20 protein-coding genes are annotated in these 20,732 nt (G+C 24.2%); 3 read left to right on the forward strand and 17 right to left on the reverse strand.

What is annotated here, in order from left to right; genetic code table 4:
* Window positions 1–107: 107 nt before the first annotated feature.
* From fusA to SFLOR_RS05530, 4 genes are all read right to left on the reverse strand, one after another.
* The gene (fusA, locus tag SFLOR_RS05515) at window positions 108–2,177 is read right to left on the reverse strand and encodes an elongation factor G (RefSeq protein WP_100917067.1); all 2,070 of its coding nucleotides are present in this window, start codon (window positions 2,175–2,177) and stop codon (window positions 108–110) included.
* 23 nt (window positions 2,178–2,200) lie between these two features.
* On the reverse strand, window positions 2,201–2,668 hold the full coding sequence (rpsG, locus tag SFLOR_RS05520; protein ID WP_100917068.1) for a 30S ribosomal protein S7: 468 nt from the start codon (window positions 2,666–2,668) through the stop codon (window positions 2,201–2,203).
* A 52-nt stretch (window positions 2,669–2,720) separates the two neighbouring features.
* A complete protein-coding gene (rpsL, locus tag SFLOR_RS05525; RefSeq protein ID WP_100917069.1) occupies window positions 2,721–3,140 on the reverse strand; it encodes a 30S ribosomal protein S12 in 420 nt (139 codons plus the stop codon).
* A gap of 122 nt (window positions 3,141–3,262) precedes the next feature.
* A complete protein-coding gene (locus tag SFLOR_RS05530; protein WP_100917070.1) occupies window positions 3,263–4,021 on the reverse strand; it encodes a hypothetical protein in 759 nt (252 codons plus the stop codon).
* A gap of 80 nt (window positions 4,022–4,101) precedes the next feature.
* Between SFLOR_RS05530 and SFLOR_RS05535 the strand changes: the two genes are divergently transcribed.
* A complete protein-coding gene (locus SFLOR_RS05535) occupies window positions 4,102–5,229 on the forward strand; it encodes a hypothetical protein (protein WP_100917071.1) in 1,128 nt (375 codons plus the stop codon).
* A 30-nt stretch (window positions 5,230–5,259) separates the two neighbouring features.
* Here the strand turns inward: SFLOR_RS05535 and SFLOR_RS05540 are convergent, their stop codons facing one another.
* From SFLOR_RS05540 to SFLOR_RS05570, 8 genes are all read right to left on the reverse strand, one after another.
* Window positions 5,260–5,454 carry a hypothetical protein gene (locus SFLOR_RS05540; protein ID WP_100917072.1) on the reverse strand — a complete coding sequence of 65 codons (195 nt, stop codon included), beginning with the start codon at window positions 5,452–5,454 and terminating at the stop codon, window positions 5,260–5,262.
* Between the two features lie 105 nt (window positions 5,455–5,559).
* On the reverse strand, window positions 5,560–5,757 hold the full coding sequence (locus SFLOR_RS05545) for a hypothetical protein (protein WP_100917073.1): 198 nt from the start codon (window positions 5,755–5,757) through the stop codon (window positions 5,560–5,562).
* A gap of 49 nt (window positions 5,758–5,806) precedes the next feature.
* Entirely contained in the window at window positions 5,807–6,136 is a 330-nt protein-coding gene (locus tag SFLOR_RS05900) for a lipoprotein (RefSeq protein ID WP_157806965.1), read from the reverse strand.
* Between the two features lie 31 nt (window positions 6,137–6,167).
* Window positions 6,168–6,290 carry a hypothetical protein gene (locus SFLOR_RS06110; RefSeq protein WP_281253764.1) on the reverse strand — a complete coding sequence of 41 codons (123 nt, stop codon included), beginning with the start codon at window positions 6,288–6,290 and terminating at the stop codon, window positions 6,168–6,170.
* Between the two features lie 97 nt (window positions 6,291–6,387).
* Window positions 6,388–6,744, reverse strand: coding sequence for a lipoprotein (locus SFLOR_RS05555; RefSeq protein WP_100917075.1), 357 nt, complete (start codon window positions 6,742–6,744; stop codon window positions 6,388–6,390).
* A 31-nt stretch (window positions 6,745–6,775) separates the two neighbouring features.
* Window positions 6,776–7,354, reverse strand: a complete 579-nt coding sequence (locus tag SFLOR_RS05560) for a hypothetical protein (RefSeq protein WP_100917076.1) — start codon at window positions 7,352–7,354, stop codon at window positions 6,776–6,778.
* Between the two features lie 278 nt (window positions 7,355–7,632).
* Window positions 7,633–7,956: a lipoprotein gene (locus SFLOR_RS05565; RefSeq protein WP_100917077.1), complete on the reverse strand. Its 324-nt coding sequence runs from the start codon at window positions 7,954–7,956 to the stop codon at window positions 7,633–7,635.
* Between the two features lie 278 nt (window positions 7,957–8,234).
* On the reverse strand, window positions 8,235–8,564 hold the full coding sequence (locus tag SFLOR_RS05570; RefSeq protein ID WP_100917078.1) for a lipoprotein: 330 nt from the start codon (window positions 8,562–8,564) through the stop codon (window positions 8,235–8,237).
* Window positions 8,565–9,476: 912 nt separating this feature from the next.
* Between SFLOR_RS05570 and SFLOR_RS05575 the strand changes: the two genes are divergently transcribed.
* Together SFLOR_RS05575 and SFLOR_RS05580 are read left to right on the forward strand one after the other, a co-directional pair.
* Entirely contained in the window at window positions 9,477–11,444 is a 1,968-nt protein-coding gene (locus tag SFLOR_RS05575) for a hypothetical protein (RefSeq protein WP_100917079.1), read from the forward strand.
* 14 nt (window positions 11,445–11,458) lie between these two features.
* Window positions 11,459–13,552, forward strand: a complete 2,094-nt coding sequence (locus SFLOR_RS05580; RefSeq protein ID WP_100917080.1) for a hypothetical protein — start codon at window positions 11,459–11,461, stop codon at window positions 13,550–13,552.
* 65 nt (window positions 13,553–13,617) lie between these two features.
* Here the strand turns inward: SFLOR_RS05580 and SFLOR_RS05585 are convergent, their stop codons facing one another.
* From SFLOR_RS05585 to prmC, 5 genes are all read right to left on the reverse strand, one after another.
* Window positions 13,618–14,304 carry a PD-(D/E)XK nuclease family protein gene (locus SFLOR_RS05585; RefSeq protein WP_100917081.1) on the reverse strand — a complete coding sequence of 229 codons (687 nt, stop codon included), beginning with the start codon at window positions 14,302–14,304 and terminating at the stop codon, window positions 13,618–13,620.
* Window positions 14,305–14,345: 41 nt separating this feature from the next.
* The gene (locus tag SFLOR_RS05590) at window positions 14,346–16,472 is read right to left on the reverse strand and encodes a hypothetical protein (protein WP_100917082.1); all 2,127 of its coding nucleotides are present in this window, start codon (window positions 16,470–16,472) and stop codon (window positions 14,346–14,348) included.
* 11 nt (window positions 16,473–16,483) lie between these two features.
* Window positions 16,484–18,280, reverse strand: coding sequence for a hypothetical protein (locus SFLOR_RS05595; RefSeq protein WP_100917083.1), 1,797 nt, complete (start codon window positions 18,278–18,280; stop codon window positions 16,484–16,486).
* 310 nt (window positions 18,281–18,590) lie between these two features.
* Window positions 18,591–19,898 carry a hypothetical protein gene (locus SFLOR_RS05600; RefSeq protein ID WP_100917084.1) on the reverse strand — a complete coding sequence of 436 codons (1,308 nt, stop codon included), beginning with the start codon at window positions 19,896–19,898 and terminating at the stop codon, window positions 18,591–18,593.
* Window positions 19,879–20,730 carry a peptide chain release factor N(5)-glutamine methyltransferase gene (prmC, locus tag SFLOR_RS05605; RefSeq protein WP_100917085.1) on the reverse strand — a complete coding sequence of 284 codons (852 nt, stop codon included), beginning with the start codon at window positions 20,728–20,730 and terminating at the stop codon, window positions 19,879–19,881. Before prmC ends, SFLOR_RS05600 begins: the two co-directional genes overlap by 20 nt.
* Window positions 20,731–20,732 lie beyond the last annotated feature (2 nt).

Raw genomic sequence — 20,732 nt, forward strand, 5'->3', positions numbered from 1 at the left:
CATTCCTTCCATTTGGTTCTTATTTATTTTATTGCGACCAAGTGTCCTAATAATTATAAATAGATTTTGTTTAAAGTACAATATTTTTTTAATTTGATAAATAGCTATTATTTACCTTGTTTTTTGATAATTTCTTCAGCAATGTTTTTTGGTGCTTCATTATAGTGACTGAAAATCATTGTGTAATTTCCACGTCCTTGTGTAAATGAACGCAACTCTGTTGCATAACCAAACATTTCTGATAGAGGAACTTTTGACTTAATAGTTTGTGCATTTCCTCTTTGTTCTGATCCTTCAATTAAACCACGTTTTGATGAAATGTTACCCATTACATCCCCATAGTATTCATCTGGTACAGTTACTTCAACTGACATAATTGGTTCTAAAAGAACTGGATTAACTTTTTTAGCAGCTTCTTTTAATGCCAATGATGCAGCAATTTTATATGCCATCTCATTTGAGTCAACATCATGATATGATCCATCAACAATTGTTGCTTTAACATCTATCATTGGGAATCCTGCAATAACCCCGTTTTGTAAGGCATTTTCAAGTCCCACTCTAGCAGCGTTGATATATTCTTTTGAGATTTTACCCCCAACAATTTTATCAACTCATTCAAATCCTTTATCATGATTTGGTTCAAATTCAATCACAACGTGACCATATTGTCCACGTCCCCCTGATTGTTTAACATATTTACCTTCAACTTTTGCTGAACCTTTAATTGTTTCACGATATGAAACTTGAGGTGCTCCAACATTTGTTTCAACTTTGAATTCTCTTTTCAAACGATCCACAATAATATCTAGGTGTAATTCACCCATTCCAGCAATAATTGTTTGTCCAGTTTCTTCATCTGTATAAGTTCTGAAAGTTGGATCTTCTTCTGATAATTTGTTTAATGATAAACCTAATTTTTCTTGATCAGCTTTTGTTTTTGGTTCTAAAGCCAAATGAATAACTGGTTCTGGGAATATCATTGATTCTAAAATAATTTCATTTTTTTCATCTGTTAAAGTATCACCAGTTGTTGTATCTTTAAGACCAACAGCTGCTGCAATATCTCCAGCATAAACTTCATCAATTTCTTCACGATTGTTTGCATGCATTTTTAATAAACGTCCAACACGTTCTTTTTTATCTTTAGTTGCGTTTAATACATAACTTCCTTTTGCTAACTTTCCTGAATAAACTCTAAAGAATGTTAACTTACCAACAAATGGGTCAGTCATAATTTTAAATGCTAATGCTGCAAATGGTGCATCATCTGAAGCTATTCTTTCAGCTTCTGTTCCATCTGGTAATATACCTTTAATTGCAGGTACATCTAATGGAGAAGGTAAATAAGCAACAACAGCGTCTAATAATAATTTAACACCTTTGTTTTTAAATGCTGACCCAGCCAATACTGGGAAAAATTCAGCAGATATTACTCCTTTACGAATTGCTGATTTTAATTCTGGAATTGTGATTTCTCCTCCATCCAAGAATTTCATCATTAATTCTTCGTCATATTCCACAGCCATCTCAACTAATTGAGCTCTTAATTCTTCTGCTTTATCTTTTAAGTCAGCAGGAATTTCTATTTCTTTTGCTATTTCTTCAGCAGCTCCATCAAATCCTCATGCTTTCATTTCTACTAAGTCAATGATTCCATTGAATTGATCTTCTGCTCCGATTGGCAATTGAATAGGTGCTGCTTTAGCTCCTAATCTATCTCCAATTGTTTTTACTGAATATAAAAAGTCAGCTCCTGTTTTATCCATTTTGTTAACAAAAACTACTCTTGGTACTCTATAAGTTGTTGCTTGTCTTCAAACAGTTTCAGTTTGAGGTTCAACCCCACTTTGACCATCCAATACAGCTACAGCTCCATCAAGAACTCTCAATGATCTTTCAACTTCAACTGTGAAGTCAACGTGACCAGGAGTATCTATGATGTTAAATCTATGGTCTGCTCAAAATGCTGTTGTTGCAGCAGAAGTAATTGTAATACCACGTTCTTGTTCTTGAGCCATTCAGTCCATTTGTGATTCACCTTCGTGAGTTTCACCAATTTTATGAATTCTACCTGTGTGGAATAATATACGTTCTGTTGTAGTAGTTTTACCAGCATCGATGTGAGCCATAATACCAAAGTTACGAGTCATATCTAAACTATATTCTCTAGGCATATTCTTTTCTCCTTAATCTTCTATTATCAACGATAATGTGCAAATGCTTTATTAGCTTCAGCCATTTTGTGAGTATCTTCACGTTTTTTAACTGATCCACCAACTCCATTTGATGCATCAATAATTTCATTTGCCAATCTATCTATCATTTCTTTTTCATTTCTTAGTCTTGAATAATTAATTAATCATCTTAAAGCCAAAGTAACTTTTCTGTCTGTTGAAACTTCAACAGGAACTTGATAGTTTGCTCCCCCAATACGACGAACTTTTAATTCTAAATGAGGTTTAATGTTTTCTATTGCTTTATCAAATACTTCAATTGGACTTGTTCCAGTCTTTTCTTTGATTTTTTCAAAAGCTTTATATAAGATATGTTGAGCTGTTCCTCTTTTACCATCTAACATAATTTTATTAACTGCTCTAGTAACTAGTTTTGAATTATATATAGGATCTGGTAACACATCTCTTTTTTCTGCTTGATGTTTACGCATAAGTTAGTAACTCCTTTCTTTTTTTAATTGATAAAATGTGAATTACACTCTATTATTTTTTCTCTTTAGGTCTTTTTGTTCCATATAAAGAACGAGATTGCATTCTTCCATTTACTCCAGTTGTATCTAAAGTACCACGAATTATATGATAACGAACCCCAGGTAAGTCTTTTACCCTTCCTCCACGAATTAACACAACACTGTGTTCTTGTAAGTTGTGTCCTTCTCCTGGAATATAAGCTGTTACTTCCATACCGTTAGTTAATCTAACCCTTGCATACTTACGTAAAGCTGAGTTAGGTTTTTTAGGAGTCATAGTTGCAACCCTTGTACAAACACCTCTTTTTTGAGGTGCTGAAATTTTAGTAACTTTTTTTAATAAAGTGTTAACCCCTCTGTTTAAAGCAGGAGCTTTAGTTTTTCAAGTTTTTGCTTTTCTTGGTTTTCTAACTAATTGATTAATTGTTGCCATTTAAGGTTCCTCCTTTCCACAATACCGAGTGTATTGTAATCACACAAAATATATTATATATGAAAAAAGCTTATAAATGCAAATATTAATTAAAAATACAAACCTTTATAGGTTTGTATTTTTTAGTTATATAAAGTAATATCTGGCATTATATTATCAAATGCTTGTTGATTCATCATTTCTTCTTGTAAAGGATAAACTAGTATTATTTCTAATAAATAAGTCATTAAATAGTAAGTGTTCATATATTCCATAAACATTTCAATTCTTTGATTTGTTAAACTATCTTCTTTTATATTAGATAATCTAATATAAATATTTTTGTAGTTTTTATTGAATTCCAAGATATTTTCCATTAATTTTGCAAATGCTGACTCTACATCTTGTTTTGAAACCTCTTTAAAGAACTTATTTAAAGGTTTAAATACTTCATTAGTATCTTGATCTAAATTTAACTGTTCATATTTAGCAATCATTTCATTAGCTTTTACTCCAAATGCTTGTACAGCAGTTGCAACAATAACATCAATTCCTTTTGGATTTGTTATTACTTCTTTTTCTAAATTCTCTTTTTCCATATTTACATCAATTGAAATAAGAACAATAATTGAGTTTTGCAATATTGACATTAAATGGTTTAAAAGTATTAGCCTATCTAAGTTTTTATCTAAAACTTCTCAATCTGCAAAAGTCTTGTCAAATTCTTTTCCTAAATTTTCAATATCTTCTCTAGTAGATAATTGAGAATTCTCATTCAAAAAACTTTCAATATTTGAAGGTACTTTAAATTCATTTTTAATATTTTGTTTTAAATTTTCATATACAGTATTTACTCTTTTAACAATGATTTTTTCATAATTAATTGATTTAATTTCTTTCATAAAAATCTCTTTTCTAATTTTATATATAAAATAATCATACTACATTTGATATTATTATAAATAATAAGGGGGATTTTAATATGGTATGAGGTGAATCAAATTCAAGAGATTTCTTAGATTGAGCAGATTTTTGCAGAAATAATACTGTTAGAGAAAAATCAATAAATACTTCAATAAATGGAGCAAATTTTGCAAACGATAAAAGCTCTTCTCAATACAACTCTGTAAAGGCAACTATTTTAAATACTATAGAGAGTTATAAAAGCATTAGTGTTCAACAATTATATAACGTTTTGCCAGAAAGTATTGTTGCAAATCCTACTTCAAAACATGTAATTTTACAGTTATATTTTGAAGATAACTTAAAAATACAAGGACAAGCTAAAAATAATAATGATCGTGAATCAAATTTTGTTTTAATTTTTGTCAAAAAGATGATACCAAAACAACCTGCTCCATTAACTGATAGACAAAAAGGTCAATCAAATATTGAAGACTTAATTGATAATAACTGACAAGCAACTGGTAGAAAACTTGAATTTGACAAAATGGAACGTAAAGATAAAAGCAATCTTAATATTAGCTTAAAACGAGTTAATCCAACTCCAACAAATAGAGTTGGAGAAAAGCCAAATATTGATGTTAGAGAAACCATTAAAGAAAAACCAATTCCTACTCCAATACCAAAAGCTATACCAAAAGAAGAAATACCTGTAAAAGTAAATTCAAATATAACTTACATTGAAATTCCTAAACCAAAACCTGAAATAATAAAAGAAGAAGTGGTTAGTCCAATTAAAATGAATCTTGAGTATAGACCAACTCCAAAAGTTAAAGAAGTTATAATTGAAGATAAAGTCTTTTATGGACTAAGCGCATTTGATCTATATTACATAGAAGCATTTTTAAGTGATGCTGCAATTAAAGAAGAAGCATATCAAAAAGAAATAAAAATTACTAGAGATATTGTAAAAGTAAGAGGAGATATTAAATATACTGAAGAAAAGCAATATTCTAGTTTAGGTAAAAACATTGCAAAATTTTTTGGTTGTTTAACTATAGTTGGTATTCCCTTTGTAATTGCATACAGTGGAAATAAAATAAGAAAAAAAGCAACTAAAACTTATAAAGAACAGTTGAAAAATAGAGGCTATGATTCTATTAAGCAAGATTTAAAATTAGCTAATCCTAAGATAATAGAGTTTTAAAAAAAAGAACCTAATTTTGAGGTTCTTTTTTTACATTTCTTGTCTTTTAAAACTACTTTTTAAAATTTTTGCTTCACTTATAATATTTTTTAATTCATTTTTCTTAATTTTGATTTCTAACTTTGCTTGTTTAATTGCTTCTTTACATTTTTCAATTTCAGTTTCCTTAGCATTTTTTTTTACTTTAAAATCAGCTAACTTATCTTTTAATTCTTCTTTTGTCATAATTGTTTCTCCTTGGTTTATAAGAACATTTTGCTTACTCAATAATTTTAATTTAAAAGCCAATTATTGTCAAATATAGTCTTTTTATGCTAAGAAACTCTTTTTTTATTTTTTTGTATTCGGATTTTCTGTTAAAGCTCACTTTTCCATTTTTTCAAAATGATCTACAATTTTTTTAGGTGTTAATGAGTTAATTAACTCATTTTTTGTTTCATAAAATCTTTCAATTCTGTTATCCTCTTTTAAAATAATTAAATCTATTTCTTTTCCTTTAGGAGAATATAAAGTTTTTCTATAATCCAAATTTGGAGTAAACTGTTGAATTTTATATTTATATATAAAATCTCAAGCTCTATATATATCATTTTTGTTTTTCTACAGAAGTAGCATTAAACTCCTTTTGTAATTCAGTTTGTTCTTGTTTTGTTTTATTAAAATAGTCATTTTCAACTTTTCATTTATATGACTTTTCTATTGCTATTTCTCTTCAATAGTCCAAATCATCATATTTTACTTTTATTTTCTCTTCTATTTCTTCAATACTTTTTGGTTGTTCTGTTTCCATAAAAAAGTCTTTATCTGTTTCTATTTCTTTTTCTCCTTTAATTTGACATGAAGTTAAAGTTAAAGTACTCATAGCAGTCATTGAAAAAGCTGCTATTAAATTTAATAATTTTTTCATATTATCATTTCCTCTCTCAAAAATATATATTCTATTTTTTTGTATTCGGATTTTCTGTTAAAGCTCACTGTTCCATTTTTTTATAGTGATCTACAATTTTTTTAGGTGTTAATGAGTTAATTAAATGGTTTCTATTATTATAAAATCATTTCATACTATTCTCATTTTTTGATATATCTAAGTTTATTTCTTTTCCTTTAGGAGAATATAAAGTTTTTTTATAATCTAAATTTGGAAAAAACTGCTGAATCTTATACTCATATATAAATTTCCAAGCTATATATATAAAATTTTTGTTGTTCTATGCAAGTAGCATTAAATTTTTTAGTTAATTCTTCTCTCTCTTCTTTAGTTTTGTTTCAATAATCATTAGCTCAAACTCACTGATCTCATTTATCATGCGACAATTCATTATACTCCTTTTGTATATCATATGTATTTATTATTCTTTCTTCTACTTCTTCAATACTTTTCGGTTGCTCTGTTTCCATAAAAAAGTCTTTATCTGTTTCTATTTCTTTTTCTCCTTTAATTTGACATGAAGTTAAAGTTAAAGTACTCATAGCAGTCATTGAAAAGGCTGCTATTAAATTTAATAATTTTTTCATATTATCATTTCCTCTCTCAAAAATATATATTCTATTTTTTTGTATTAGGATTTTCTGTTAAAGCTCACTTTTCCATTTTTTCAAAATGATCTACAATTTTTTTAGGTGTTAATGAGTTAATTAGATCATTTTTTATTTTATAAAATCATTTAATGCTATTTTCATCTTTTAAAATAATTAATCGTATTTTTTTACCTTTAGGAGAATATAAAGTTTTTTTGTAATCTAAATTTGGAATAAACTGTTGAATTTTATACTCATATATATTATTTCAAGCCATATATATATAAAATTTTTGTTGTTCTATGCAAGTAGCATCAAATTTTTTTTCTAATTCAGCTTGTTCTTGTTTTGTTTTATTAAAATAGTCATTTTCAACTTTTCATTTATATAACTTTTCTATTGCTATCTCTCTTCAATAGTCTAGATCATCATATTTTACTTTTATTTTCTCTTCTATTTCTTCAATACTTTTTGGTTGTTCTGTTTCCATGAAAAAGTCTTTATCTGTTTCTACTTCTTTTTCTTCTTTAATTTGACATGAAGTTAAAGTTAAAGTACTCATAGCAGTCATTGAAAAAGCTGCTATTAAATTTAATAATTTTTTCATATTATCATTTCCTCTCTCAAAAATATATATTCTATTTTTTTGTATTCGGATTTTCTGTTAAAGCTCACTTTTCCATTTTTTCAAAATGATCTACAATTTTTTTAGGAGTCAATGAGTTAATTAGATCATTTTTTGCTTCATAAAATCATTTAATAATATTCTTATTTTTTGATATATCTAGGCTTATTTCTTTTCCTTTAGGGGAATATAAAATTTTTTTATAATCTGAATTTGGAATAAACTGTTGAATTTTATATTCATATATTTCATTTCAAGCCTTATATATATCATTTTTGCTTTTCTATAGAAGTAGCATTAAACTCTTTATGTAATTCAGCTTGTTCTTGTTTTGTTTTATTGAAATAGTCTTTTTCAACTTTTCATTTATATGACTTTTCTATTGCTATTTCTCTTCAATAGTCTAGATCATCATATTTTACTTTTATTTTCTCTTCTATTTCTTCAATACTTTTTGGTTGTTCTGTTTCCATAAAAAAGTCTTTATCTGTTTCTTTTTCTCCTTTAATTTGACATGAAGTTAAAGTTAAAGTACTCATAGCAGTCATTGAAAAAGCTGCTATTAAATTTAATAATTTTTTCATATTATCATTGCCTCTCTCAAAAATATATACTCTATTTTTTTGTATTCGGATTTTCTGTTAAAGCTCACTTTTCCATTTTTTCAAAATGATCTACAATTTTTTTAGGTGTCAATGAGTTAATTATTTCATTTTTTGTTTCATAAAATATTTTAATTCTGTTATCCTCTTTTAAAATAATTAAATCTATTTCTTTTCCTTTAGGAGAATATAAAGTTTTTCTATAATCTAAATTTGGAGTAAACTGTTGAATTTTATATTCATATATAAAATCTCAAGCTCTATATATATCATTTCTGCATTTCTATAGAAGTAGCATTAAACTCTTTATTTAATTCATCCTGTTCTTGTTCTGTTTTTTCAAAATATTTATTATCAACTTTTCATTTATATCATTTCTCTATTGCTATTTCTTTTCAATAGTCTAGATCATCATATTTTACTTTTATTTTTTCTTCTATTTCTTCAATACTTTTTGGTTGCTCTGTTTCCATAAAAAAGTCTTTATCTGTTTCTATTTCTTTTTCTCCTTTAATTTGACATGAAGTTAAAGTTAAAGTACTCATAGCAGTCATTGAAAATGCTGCAATTAAATTTAATAATTTTTTCATATTATCATTTCCTCTCTCAAAAATATAATATATTTTTACATTATAAAAACATTTTTAAATGTTAAAAGAAATTTTATAAGTTGCTAAAAAAAATTATTTTAAATTAGAATAATATCGAAAGGAATAAAACTAAATATAATTGAGAACAAAAAAAGTAGTTTAGGAAAGTTTGTTGATAAATTACTTAAAAGTAAAGAACAAAAAAGTATAAAAAAATACTTAGTAGTTAGCTCCATAATAGGACTTGCTTTATCTTTAACTTTATCAGTAACTTTACCTATAGTTTTAAAAAATAAAACAGCACAAATTCAAGAAGAAATTTATTATAAATTTGAGGATAAATATTTTTCATCAAAAGAAGAAATATATAAATATTCAAGTGACAAAGCTAAACAAAATAACTACTCATTTGAAACAAGTAAATTCATTCTAGATGATAATGTTTTTTCATCAAAAAATAAATTAAATGAATATATTAAAAATAAATTTAACATTGAAAAAGATATTACAAAAAATAATCCTAATGATTATTTAATTAACTCATCAGGAGAGCTTTCACCACTTGTAAAAACAAGTGATTATGAAAAAAATATTAAAGTATATAAAGGGGTAAATGGTGATGCTTATACTTCTGAAAATGATGCGAAAGAATCATTTATAAACAACTATAGAATAAATTATCAAGTAGATGGTAGCTTATTTGATAATACTTTCAGTGCAAGAGAGTATTATTTAAAGAAAAAATTATTTGATTTAGAAAAACAAATAAAAAAAGAAGTTTGTTATGAACAAGGAGGAATCTGTCAAACAAAAGAAGAAATCAAATCTTGATTAAGAAATAATATTGAAAAAGGATTTGAATATAACGGAAAGGATTTTTCAAATTTAAATTATACAGACTTTCTAAATGCTATGAGAGATTTAGATGAGGACATTATTAATACTCATATTAAAGATGTTATAAATGCTAATAAAAGTTCTTATTGAGTAACTCAAAATACATCAAATCGACTTGGATATTTTGTTGGACCTAAATATTTTGAAAGTAAAGAAAAAGTATCTAATATTGCCAAATTTAATGCTATAGAATCTTATGATGTTAATTACTTTATGAGCTACTTTGTTGCTATTCCAGCAATTGGTCTGCTTATAAATTCATTCATTGAATCTAAAGAATCTACACAAAAAAAATATAATATGGAAAACTACTTGAATAATATATTGAACAAAGATGAAACTATAGAAATAAATAGTATAATTCAAGAATTAAGTCTAAACCAATTGGATAGTTTATCAGAAGGATTAAATGATATTAATGATCCAGAATTTAGTAATTTTTATAAACTATTGGTATCTTTTAAAAGATTAATAGAAATATCAAAAATTTTTGGTATAAAAAAAATAGAAACCAAAGATCTGGAGTCAATAATCCAGCAAACAGTTATTAGTATTTTAAATAAAAATAAAGACTTTATTAATGGAATTTTAAACACTAGAAATAATAAAGAAAGTTTGAGTATTTTAAACAAACTTAGTTTTGAAGATATTTATTCTTTATTTTTAAACACAAGTAATTTCTTTAATAAAGGAGGAGTTAATAAAGTAGTATGAGATCTAACACAAGGCTTTTTAAATAAAGTAGATAAAGTAATGGATGCTTTTGGTGATGGAGTTAACGCAGCTAGTGATTTAGCAGGTTTATTTTCAAAAGATAAGAAGAAATCTAATAAAAATGATAAAAAACTTTCAGTAAGTTTAAAGAAAAAAACAGCTGAAATTTGAAGCAAATTACATAAAAAAAATGAAGATGTTTTAAAAGCTCTTGGAATGCAAGATTATAGAACTAAAGAAAGAGCTGGACCTATTGTAATAATGAAAGCTATTAGTACAGTATGAAGTTTAGGAAAAATAATGAGTTTTATATCTTTGAAAACATATGAAGCAAAGTTAGATAGTAACCAATCATTATATTATTTTGAACCAACTATTAAAATACCTTTTACAGATATTACTTTTGGAGGATCTGTTCAAGATCAAGAAATTAAAACTTTAATAGATACTCCTTTAAAATATTTTAATCCTAAAAATAATGGAAAAGAAATAAATGAATTATATGAATTTAATGGAAAATATTATCATGAAAAAAGTAAAGCTATTAAAGATTTAAAATATGAAATATTTAAGAAACCAGAAGATTACTTAAAAACTAAAAAAATACTAACTTCAGTTATTAGTAAAGACAATACTTATAAATTGAATTTACCACAAGTATGTAATGGAGATGAAAAACAAAAAGACTGTATATCAAATTATGAATACAACAGAAGATTTGCACAAGAAAAAGAGAAATTTATAGAAAATTTATTTAATAGATTTTATGAAAATAGCAAAAAAGAATACTTTTTAGATGGTTTTGGTGGAGCACATACAAGCAAAGAAATAGCTATGAATGAGTTAAAAAGAAAAGCTGATAAAGTTGAAAACTATAAAAGAGTTTATATTTATATGCTAAATAATAATAGAGTTATTAAAAATAGATTAGAAGATATTAAAGAATTTATTAGAAATAATCAGCCTTTAGAATATAAAAATATTATAAATACAGATTTAATTAAAACTAATCATTTTGATAGTTTAAAAGAAAATAATAATTATACTTTTGATATCTGAAAAGTAAATTTCTATGGGCAAGAAAAATATTTTAGATCTCAATTAGAACTTTGAAAATTTTTAGAGAATAAACTAAATTACAAAGTTATGAATTATACAAGAGAAGAAACAACTCATGTTTATAACAATATAGAATTTATAAAAAAAGAAGAATTTATAAATTGAATTAATAATCAAATAGTAGAAGTTAGAAAACAAAAAATTAATTAAAAGGAGATAAAAAAATGTTTAAAAATATATTATTAACTTTATCTCTTACTAGTTTTTCAACAACTACTGTAAGTAGTTTAGTTGAAAAAAACAATGTAAGTGAAAAAGAAAAATTAATAAATTTTTTAAGAAATGATATTGAAAAGAAAAAAGTATTTTTAGGAAATGAAAATTACATAAAATTTGATAATAAAGTTTTTACTAATAAAAATTTATTAAATGAATATCTACTTTCAAATTCATATATTAAAAGTGAATTTACATTTTCAAATCCAAATAAAATTATAAAAGATTATGAAAATATGATTTTAGATAAGAACAGAATTTATAGTTTGGATATGGACAAATATACAAAAGTATATAGAGATGCTTTTGGAAATATTGCAAAAACTAGTAAGAATGCTTTAGATACTTATACTAATGCTGGACTTGTAAAGCAAAAGTATAGTTATGACGAAGTACAATGATTTGATACACCAGAGGAAGCTAAAATAAATCAAAAAGACAAAATGGAAATTAGAAGTTCACTTTATTATATTCATAATAATAAATATTATAATGCTTTTAATATTACAGATATAAATAATCTATTAGGAGATTTTAAGAAAGGTTATTTTGTAAATAAAGAAAAAAATATTGAAGGAAATAGATTATTAAAACCTATTAAAGAATATGGAGATAAAAAAGATATTTTTGACAAAATGATAAGAGAATTAAAAAGCAATTTTCTAGATTCCTACTTCTATAAGAGTTCAAAAGTTGAATACATAAATAAGCTTAAAATAAAATCTAAAGATGAAAATCAGTTTAGAGTTTTATTTCCTGGAGAAAATGAAGACATTTTTATGTATGGCAATGAAGCAGAACTTACTTTTGCAAATAAATATAGTACTTATCAAGAGATGTTAAATGATTTTAGAGACAGAAGTAAATGAATGAGACATCAAGAATGAGGAATAGTGAACTGCATATATTATTTACAAAGATGAATGGATTTAATAAATCCTAAAACTGGAAAAAAGGAAAGAGCCAGAATTGGCTTATTTCCAAAATGAGTACGTAATAATGAAGCTAGAATTGATAATTACGTATATTGAGATAATACAAAATCAACATTAATAAATTATTATGATGAGAGAAAACAAAACTCTATAACTACAATTAATCTTAACGCTCCAAGATATTCTTTAAAAGAAACATTGGTAACAGAAAGAGAATCAGTATATAATTCGTGATTCCTAGAATATTTTGCTAAAAATATCACAAATTTTGGAGTTGAAGAAAATACAAGAATTAATTATAAAGATATATTAAAAGAAAAATTCATTAAAAATATTGATGGATCTGTATATAAGGATTTACTATACGATGTTAATAATGCTAAAGGACATCCCTATTCTTTAATTAAAAGCTACTATGATTGACTTCCAATAAAACAAAGAATTTTACAAAGTCCAAAAGTAATTAATGGTAAAACTATGTATCAATTAAAACCAGACTTTTACGTAGAAAAAAAACAACTAGATACATATTTACCATTGCAAGGAAAATTTAGTACAGTATTGAAATTCTTTTATGGATCGACTTCAGATATTTCAAGTGAGGATGGAAAACTTCTATCAGATACATATGAAGAAGCAATGGAAAGAAAGTTTATAAATAGTAAACTTACTTTAAAGAAAAAATATATTGCCTTTAACGTATTTGGTGAATCAGTTGAAAGTGGAGAGTCTCAAGAAGAAGCTATTAGAAAATTGCAAAACTCAATTTTGTTAAATTCAAAAATGGTGCATAAAGATGAATATAATACTTGAAACTGAAATCTTAAAAAATCTTATGACTCTATAATTTCTGACGGTCGCTATATTGTCTATAAAGTATTTCTAAAAAACTCTAATGACTATATTTATTTTCCTTCTCAGGAAAGAGCTTTAAAAGCAGTATTATCAAATTCAATAAGTAACGGAAGTCTTAATGAATTTAGTACTAAAAAATATATGTATACATATATTGATTCTATAAACAAATTTGAATATAGTTTAATATTTTATGATAATGATATTCAATCAGCTATTAATAAAATTTTAGATAAAAGAAATTTAAATTAAACTTTATAAAAACAAGAAATAAAAAACTATGATAATAACTATCATAGTTTTTTATTTTTAGAATTTTAAGAGTTCTCAATTTCTTTAATTTTTGAAATAACTCTTGCTTGTTCTTGCTTCGATAATTTTTCATACTCCATTAAAACCCTATTTTCTCTTGGATTTAAAATAAAGCAATTTGCTACAGTTTTATTTGAAGCATTTTCAAACATTTTTTTATATAAAAATAATTGTGCATTATATTTTTCTACATAATTAACTTTACTTGTTTTAATGTCCATTATATAAAAAGTATCTTTAGATTTTAAAATAATATCTATTGTTCCTAAAAAATTACAATCATAGCCTGTATAAAAAAATGTTCTCTCTGAAAATATTTGATCAATATCATATTTATAAATAAAAGAGTTTAATTCCGTAATTATTCTTTTTGCAATATTTATATGATTCGAATTTTTACAATCCTTGATTATTAAATTTAATTTAAAATCTCTTCTCTCATTTATTGATTCAGAAATAATTTTATGTACACATTCACCTTGCTTAATTGAACTTTCAATTATTTCTTTTTTTATAAACTTACTTTGCAAAAAAGGAAAGCACTCTTCAAGTATCTTACTTACAAAAGGCAGTTTTATTTTTTTATTTTCTACAAATTGTTTTAAATCTTCTGGAAGTAGTTTTGTATCTTCTTTAACAAAATAATTAAACTGTTCATCTCTTTCAACTAAATTTGTTATATCATTAATCATATTTTTTCTCCTACTTATAACATTAACAAAAAAAATAACAGTTACCCATTATTTCTATTGTAATTATGTTTAGTTATTGATCTATTAATAATTGCTTTTGGTGTATTATTTTCAAGCTCATTTACAACTCTAGATATTGATTCTAGTTGTTTATTAATCTGTCTAAAATCTTGTATGACTTGATTATCAAATACTTTACTTCCTAAACTTTCAATTAAATTTTCTAAATTCAATATTCTCTCTTCAATAGTATTTAGTCTACTAAAATCAGTTGAATTAATATCAGCTTCAAATCTATTTAGTAATTCTTGTTCTTTTTCAAAAATGTATTTTTTAATTTCTTCAATTTGAAAATCATTATTACAGTTATGCACTGAATTATCTTTTTCTATTGTTTGACTTAATTCATTGCTATTTACTTTTGATTTTATTTCATTTAAATTACTTGATTCAATAACTGGTGCTATAAATTTTTCTTCTACAGTATTTTGTTCAACAAACTCATGTAAAGAGTTATTTTCTTCAACTGGTTTTTCAACTTCAAATTCAAAATTTTGTTCAGACAATATTGTTGGCTTTGCAACGAAACTTGGAGTTTGTATTGTAAGATTTATCTTTTCTTTAACATTTTTTGAATCTTGTTGTATAGGTTTAACAGTTACTTGATCATCTAATCTTCCAAAAACAGGTTCATTACTTTTTACCACTTTTTTTTGTTCTTCAAAATTATCTTCTTTTTTTAATAAAGTAGATTTTGATGAAAATATTTGTGAGATTGGATTTGTAATTTCATTATTATTTTCTTTTAATTCTCTAACTAAAACTTGACTTGCCAAATCTGGTTGATTAAAGTTGAAATCTGAATAGATTAAATTTTTATCTGCATCTGGTTCTTTAGATTCTATTAATTGATTTAAATCCATGTTAACAGCTCTTGCAAGTTTTTGTCTTAATAAATTTTCATCAAGAGAGATATTTTCAGATTTTGAAATAGTAGAAACTACTTCTTGTGAAGAAAGTAGTTTATTGCTTTCTTCTTCTTTTATTTCATTTGACTGTGATAAATTCACTAAATTATTATCACTAAAATCTAAAGAATCTTCTTCTTGAGTTTTACTTTCCTTTTCACTATCTTCTTGTTTTACAAAAACTTCTTGAGTTGAATTTAAATTATCTTCTTCTAAATTATCTTCTTTATCTTTTGCTTCAAGAATTATCACTTGTGAATCTAAACTATCATCTAAGTTTTGAGAATCATTGTCATCTAAGTTATTAAATTCATTGCTAATATCTACTACTTGTTGTGTATCAACTATATTAGTAATTTGTGTGATTGAATTTAAATTATCATTTTCATTTTCTGTATTTTTTACATTAATATATGAAACATGATAACTTTCTGGCATTTTTAACATTTTAGCAATAGAGTTTACCTTAGTAACATTTGTGTTAAATTTTTTAATTATATTTAATTTTTCATCTTCTGAGAATGAATTAACTTTAAATTCATTTTGAGTGGAAAATGGCAACGTAGAATTATCTTCTGTTTTTACTTGTTCATTCTCTTTTTGAAAATCCCCTTGAAGGTTTTTCAGATCTACGTTGCCAACCAACTTTCCCTGCTTAGATACCTCTTTTTCAAATTTTTTCTCTTCTTTATAAATTAAAATTAAATTTCTTTCTTCAGCATAATTATTTAATGCTTCTGAATCAAATAATATTGCTTCTAATAAAATAAACGCTATTAAAATTAAACCTGAAATTAAAACTAATAATAACTGTCCTGTTAATAATAATATAATTGATAAAACTACCATTGTAACTTTAATATAAGGTTTTGAGATTTTTTGTTGTTTTCTCAATCTTACTAATTCAATAATTGAAATAACAATTAATAGTATTGCTACAAAAAATGAAATAGTCATTCATATAATTGTAGCTAATTGATTATTTGAACCAGCTCCTTGAGTTGAAGAGTCAATAACTCCATTTGAACCATAAACTGGTGTGAATAATGGCTTTGTTATTATTTGTAAAATATTTGAAATTAACGCTATTGGATTTGAGCCACTTAACAATAACATCAAAGCCATTGAACCAAATAGTAATAGTCCAATTGATGAAACCAATGTTAATGACCATGCAAATATAATAAATATTGCAAACATAATTTTTCCCCCTAATTTTTAAATCTATCTCAGTTATTTGGAACTGATATTATTTTATTATCTCTTTGATTTTCTTGTTTCCTTCTCATTGACTCTTCAATATTAATTGGTGCTCTATTAATTAAAGAAGAACCTATATTATTTAAGTTTTGCTGAGATTGATTTACATATCTAGAATTGAAATTTTCTTCATTATTAGACATATTTGAATTTCTATCATTTGCAAATGGATTTGCAAATGGATTTAATATAACATCCTTTTTAGAAATTATTGAAGGATTAAATTCTGATTCCCGTTTTTTATTTATAAGAATTTGTTCTTCACGTTTCTGTTGCTCAATGATTTCTTGTTTTCTTGATTCCAATACTTTTTCCATATTAATTCTTAATTTAGAATCAATTCCTGAATCTTGATTTTCTTCTCTAATTTGACCATAGGAATTAGAAACAGAATTATTATTTCTATTTTCAGTTTCTTGCATATGTGCTCTTCTTTGAGCTTCTTCTTGTCAATTAAAAATATCTTCACGTACTTTTCTTAATTCTGAATTATGAGATTGATTATAATTATTTTGTTGTTGTGAATTTTGATTATATGTACTTGAGTTATTTCTATTTGTTTGAACTAATTTCTTTTCCAAATTAGAAGTGTGGTCAAAAATAATATAATCATATACTTTTGATAATTCATTAATTAATGAGTTATCAAAAGTATTTAAATTAATATTTAGTTTACATGATACACCAGGTATTTTTATTAAAAAATTAAGTACAAAGTCGTTAATATATAATATTTTATTTAATTCCAAATCTCTAGAATTAATTAAAATTAATTTAATTTGTTCATTAAAATTATATGAATTAAATAAATCTTTAAATTCATCTAGGAACATATTAAAAGGATCACCAATTAAATTTAACTCTTCTACTATATAATTTAGTTCTGAATCAGTTTTACCTCATTCTGTTGCAGCTAAAAATAATGATGTTCTTTCTCAAAGAACTTTTTTATCATCCAAACTTATATTAGATGGTAAGTTATTTATAAATTTCTTTAATATAAATAGACATGGATAAGAATAATGTATAGCTTTTTCTAAGTCTATAGTAATTAAATTTTTAAATTTATCTTCTTCAACTAATTCTGGATGATTTATTAATAAGATATTTTTTGTATCTAACTCACCATTTGCTTCTTTAATTCTATAATCCTTTGAAGAAATTATTTTATTATTAGCATATAAAGTTTTTTCACCCTCAAAGAATTGATCAAATTTTTCATCAAATGACTTTTGTAATAAAAGTTCATCTTCTAAATTATATTCTTCATTAACAAGTGGTCTATTATAATTATAATTTTGGCTTGAGTTATTTTGATTATGATTCAAAAACTCATTTCCATAACCTCTATTTGAATTAATTTGATTTTCATGTGAACTTATTTGTTCTTGACTTTCTGAATAATCAAACATCGGAGTGGGAGATGGAATTTCATTAAATGGATATACTCTTCTATTTTGATTATCAAGATTATTATTTTGATTATGTGAAGTATATCTAGATTCTGAATATAAATTATTACTATCTTCATAACTATTATTATAGTTGTTATTATTGTTAGGAACAGGAGTTTTTCTTTCTTCTCCTATTATTGTTTTAATAAATGAGGGAACTACAGCTCTTTCATCTGTAAAACCCATTTGTGCCCCTAATCTAGCATATTTTTCTTTTTCTCTTTCAATTTCTATACGTTTCTTTTCTTCTTCTTCATGTTTCTTTTTCATTCTTTCAAATGGATTTACATACATACGAATTGCCCCCAAACTCAAATTTATTATACCATATTTTTTGCAATTTTTTCCTCTATTTTATTGCAATAACAGTTGTAGTTTGATATGATATATTACTTTTTTTATTAGTAAATTTAGCAAATTAAAAAGAAGAGATAAGTAAACAAGCTATTAATACTGTTTAAAGACCCCGTCTTTTCTTTTATTAACTTTTACAAATATATTATAGCACAAAAAAACATATAATAATACACTAGTGCAAATATAAAATCAAACACTTTCTAAAATTTCTAGACTAAAAAAATGAAGAATTATAAGAATAAATATTTTACTTCTCTTTTATTTTTTTAAACCTTACACCTAGAATGATATATATAGTTGCTAAAAAACTTAAACTAATAACTGTTTGAGATATATATTTTAATCCTGACATTCATGGACTTGGATAAATTGATTGAGGAGAGTATCAAGAACCATAAACACTTTCCAAGTATTTTGATTCATATGCATTTGGATTAATTTGAATTAATTCTTTATTTCAAAGATTTGTTAATCTTTGTACTTCGTGAGTTGAATATGCAATTATTATAAGTATGCTAAGTATTTCAACAAGCAATATTGCAAACTCAACTGCAAATGTTTTTTTAGAACTTTTTCAATTTTGAATATATGCAATAGATGAAATTAATATATTTGATATTAAAAATCCTGAAACAATTATTGGTAAAAATTTAATTGAGAAATATGATCCTTCAATATTTATAACACTGTCAGTTGAAACAGATTTATAAAGATCAGGTATTATGAATGTTCAATTTAACATAGAATTCATTTTTGAACTTAATAAAGACATGTTAATGATATAAATTAAAGGAGTTATAAAAACTAAAGTTGTTGCAATGATTAATCAGAACTGAATATTTTTACGAGTGTTCAAAGAGAATTTATTAAGAAAATCTTTAGTTATAGATCTATTTATATTTCCATAAGTATTTTCTATTGTAAAAATTTTAGTTTTATTGTGTTTTAATCAAACATTGAAACACAATATTACTGCTATAATTTTAAAAATAGCCAATCATCAAGTTAAAGTATCTGTAGATCATTTATACTTGTAACTATTGCCATTTTCACCTTTATACATATCCATAAAAACATCTTGCATATTTTTAATATCTTCGTTTTTAAATAAATCTGCATTTTCATCTTGAGAAAGAAACTCAAACAAGTTATAAAATTTTGAATATGAGTATTCTGATATAGCAATAAAAACTATTGCTATTACAGAAAAAGAAGCTATAAAAATAATATATATTAGCTTATACAAACTATTTACTTTTGATTTTAAAAATAAAATTAAAAAGAATGTCATTATCAAACCTATAATTAAAAAAGATAAAGACAATCAAGCAAATATTTCTATTTCTCATTTATGAGCAATTACATTCTTTCCAAAATTATTTTCAACTACATTTAAATTTGCAAAATAATATTTAAGAGAAGGATTGATATTTAAAATAACAAGATAAGTAATAGTTGGAATAAATAAAAATACAAAAAGTACTGAAAATTTAATCAGTAGGGAATTTTTATTTTTATAATTATCAACTGCAAAATTATCTTGTAATTTCTCCATGATATTGCTCCTTAGATTTAATAATAAATATTCTTCAGTTATTTGAATAATCCTTTTTGAAATCTATATTATATTTTACTATTTTTGATGAAAAAATATTCTCTATTTCTTCTTTTTGTTCAAATCCAAATTCACAAACTATAATTAATTCTTTATTTAAATTAAATAATTTATCTAAGGAATTAAACAACTCCTTATAAAATTTTAAACCGTTATTTTCTGCAAACAAAGCTATTCCAGGTTCATATTTTTTTACATACTCACCAATATTTGAATCATTTACATCTATATAAGGAGGATTTATTGTAATAAAATCAGGAACAATTTTTGTTTCTTCAAAAACACTTAAAAAATCTGAGCAAAATAACTCTGCTTTTTGATTATGTTTTTTTAAATTTATTTCAGATACTTTTAAAGCTTCTTTTGATATATCACTTAAATACAAATTAATTTTGTTATTTAAATTTTTTAATGTAATACCAATACATCCACTTCCACAACAAATATCAAACAAGTTCTTATCATCTAATTTATATTTTAAAATCTCTTCAACTATTAATTCACTTTCTGATCTTGGTATTAATACATTTTCATTTACATAAAAATCATATTTATAAAAGTATTTATTATTTAACAAATATGCAATTGGTTTTTTAGTTTCCTTAAATTCTTCTATAATTTTTAAAAATAAATCTGATTCTCTCTTTGATAAGTTTTGATCCATTACAAAGTTAAAATCAGATTTATTTGTTATATTAATAATTATTTCTTTAAATTCATTTAAAGTTAATAAATTTGGAACATACTCATTTTTTAATTTATTTAAATTCATAA

Origin of the sequence: Spiroplasma floricola 23-6, from assembly GCF_002813555.1 — a bacterium.
In the GTDB taxonomy this organism is placed as follows: Bacteria; Bacillota_I; Bacilli_A; order Mycoplasmatales; family Mycoplasmataceae; genus Spiroplasma_A; species Spiroplasma_A floricola.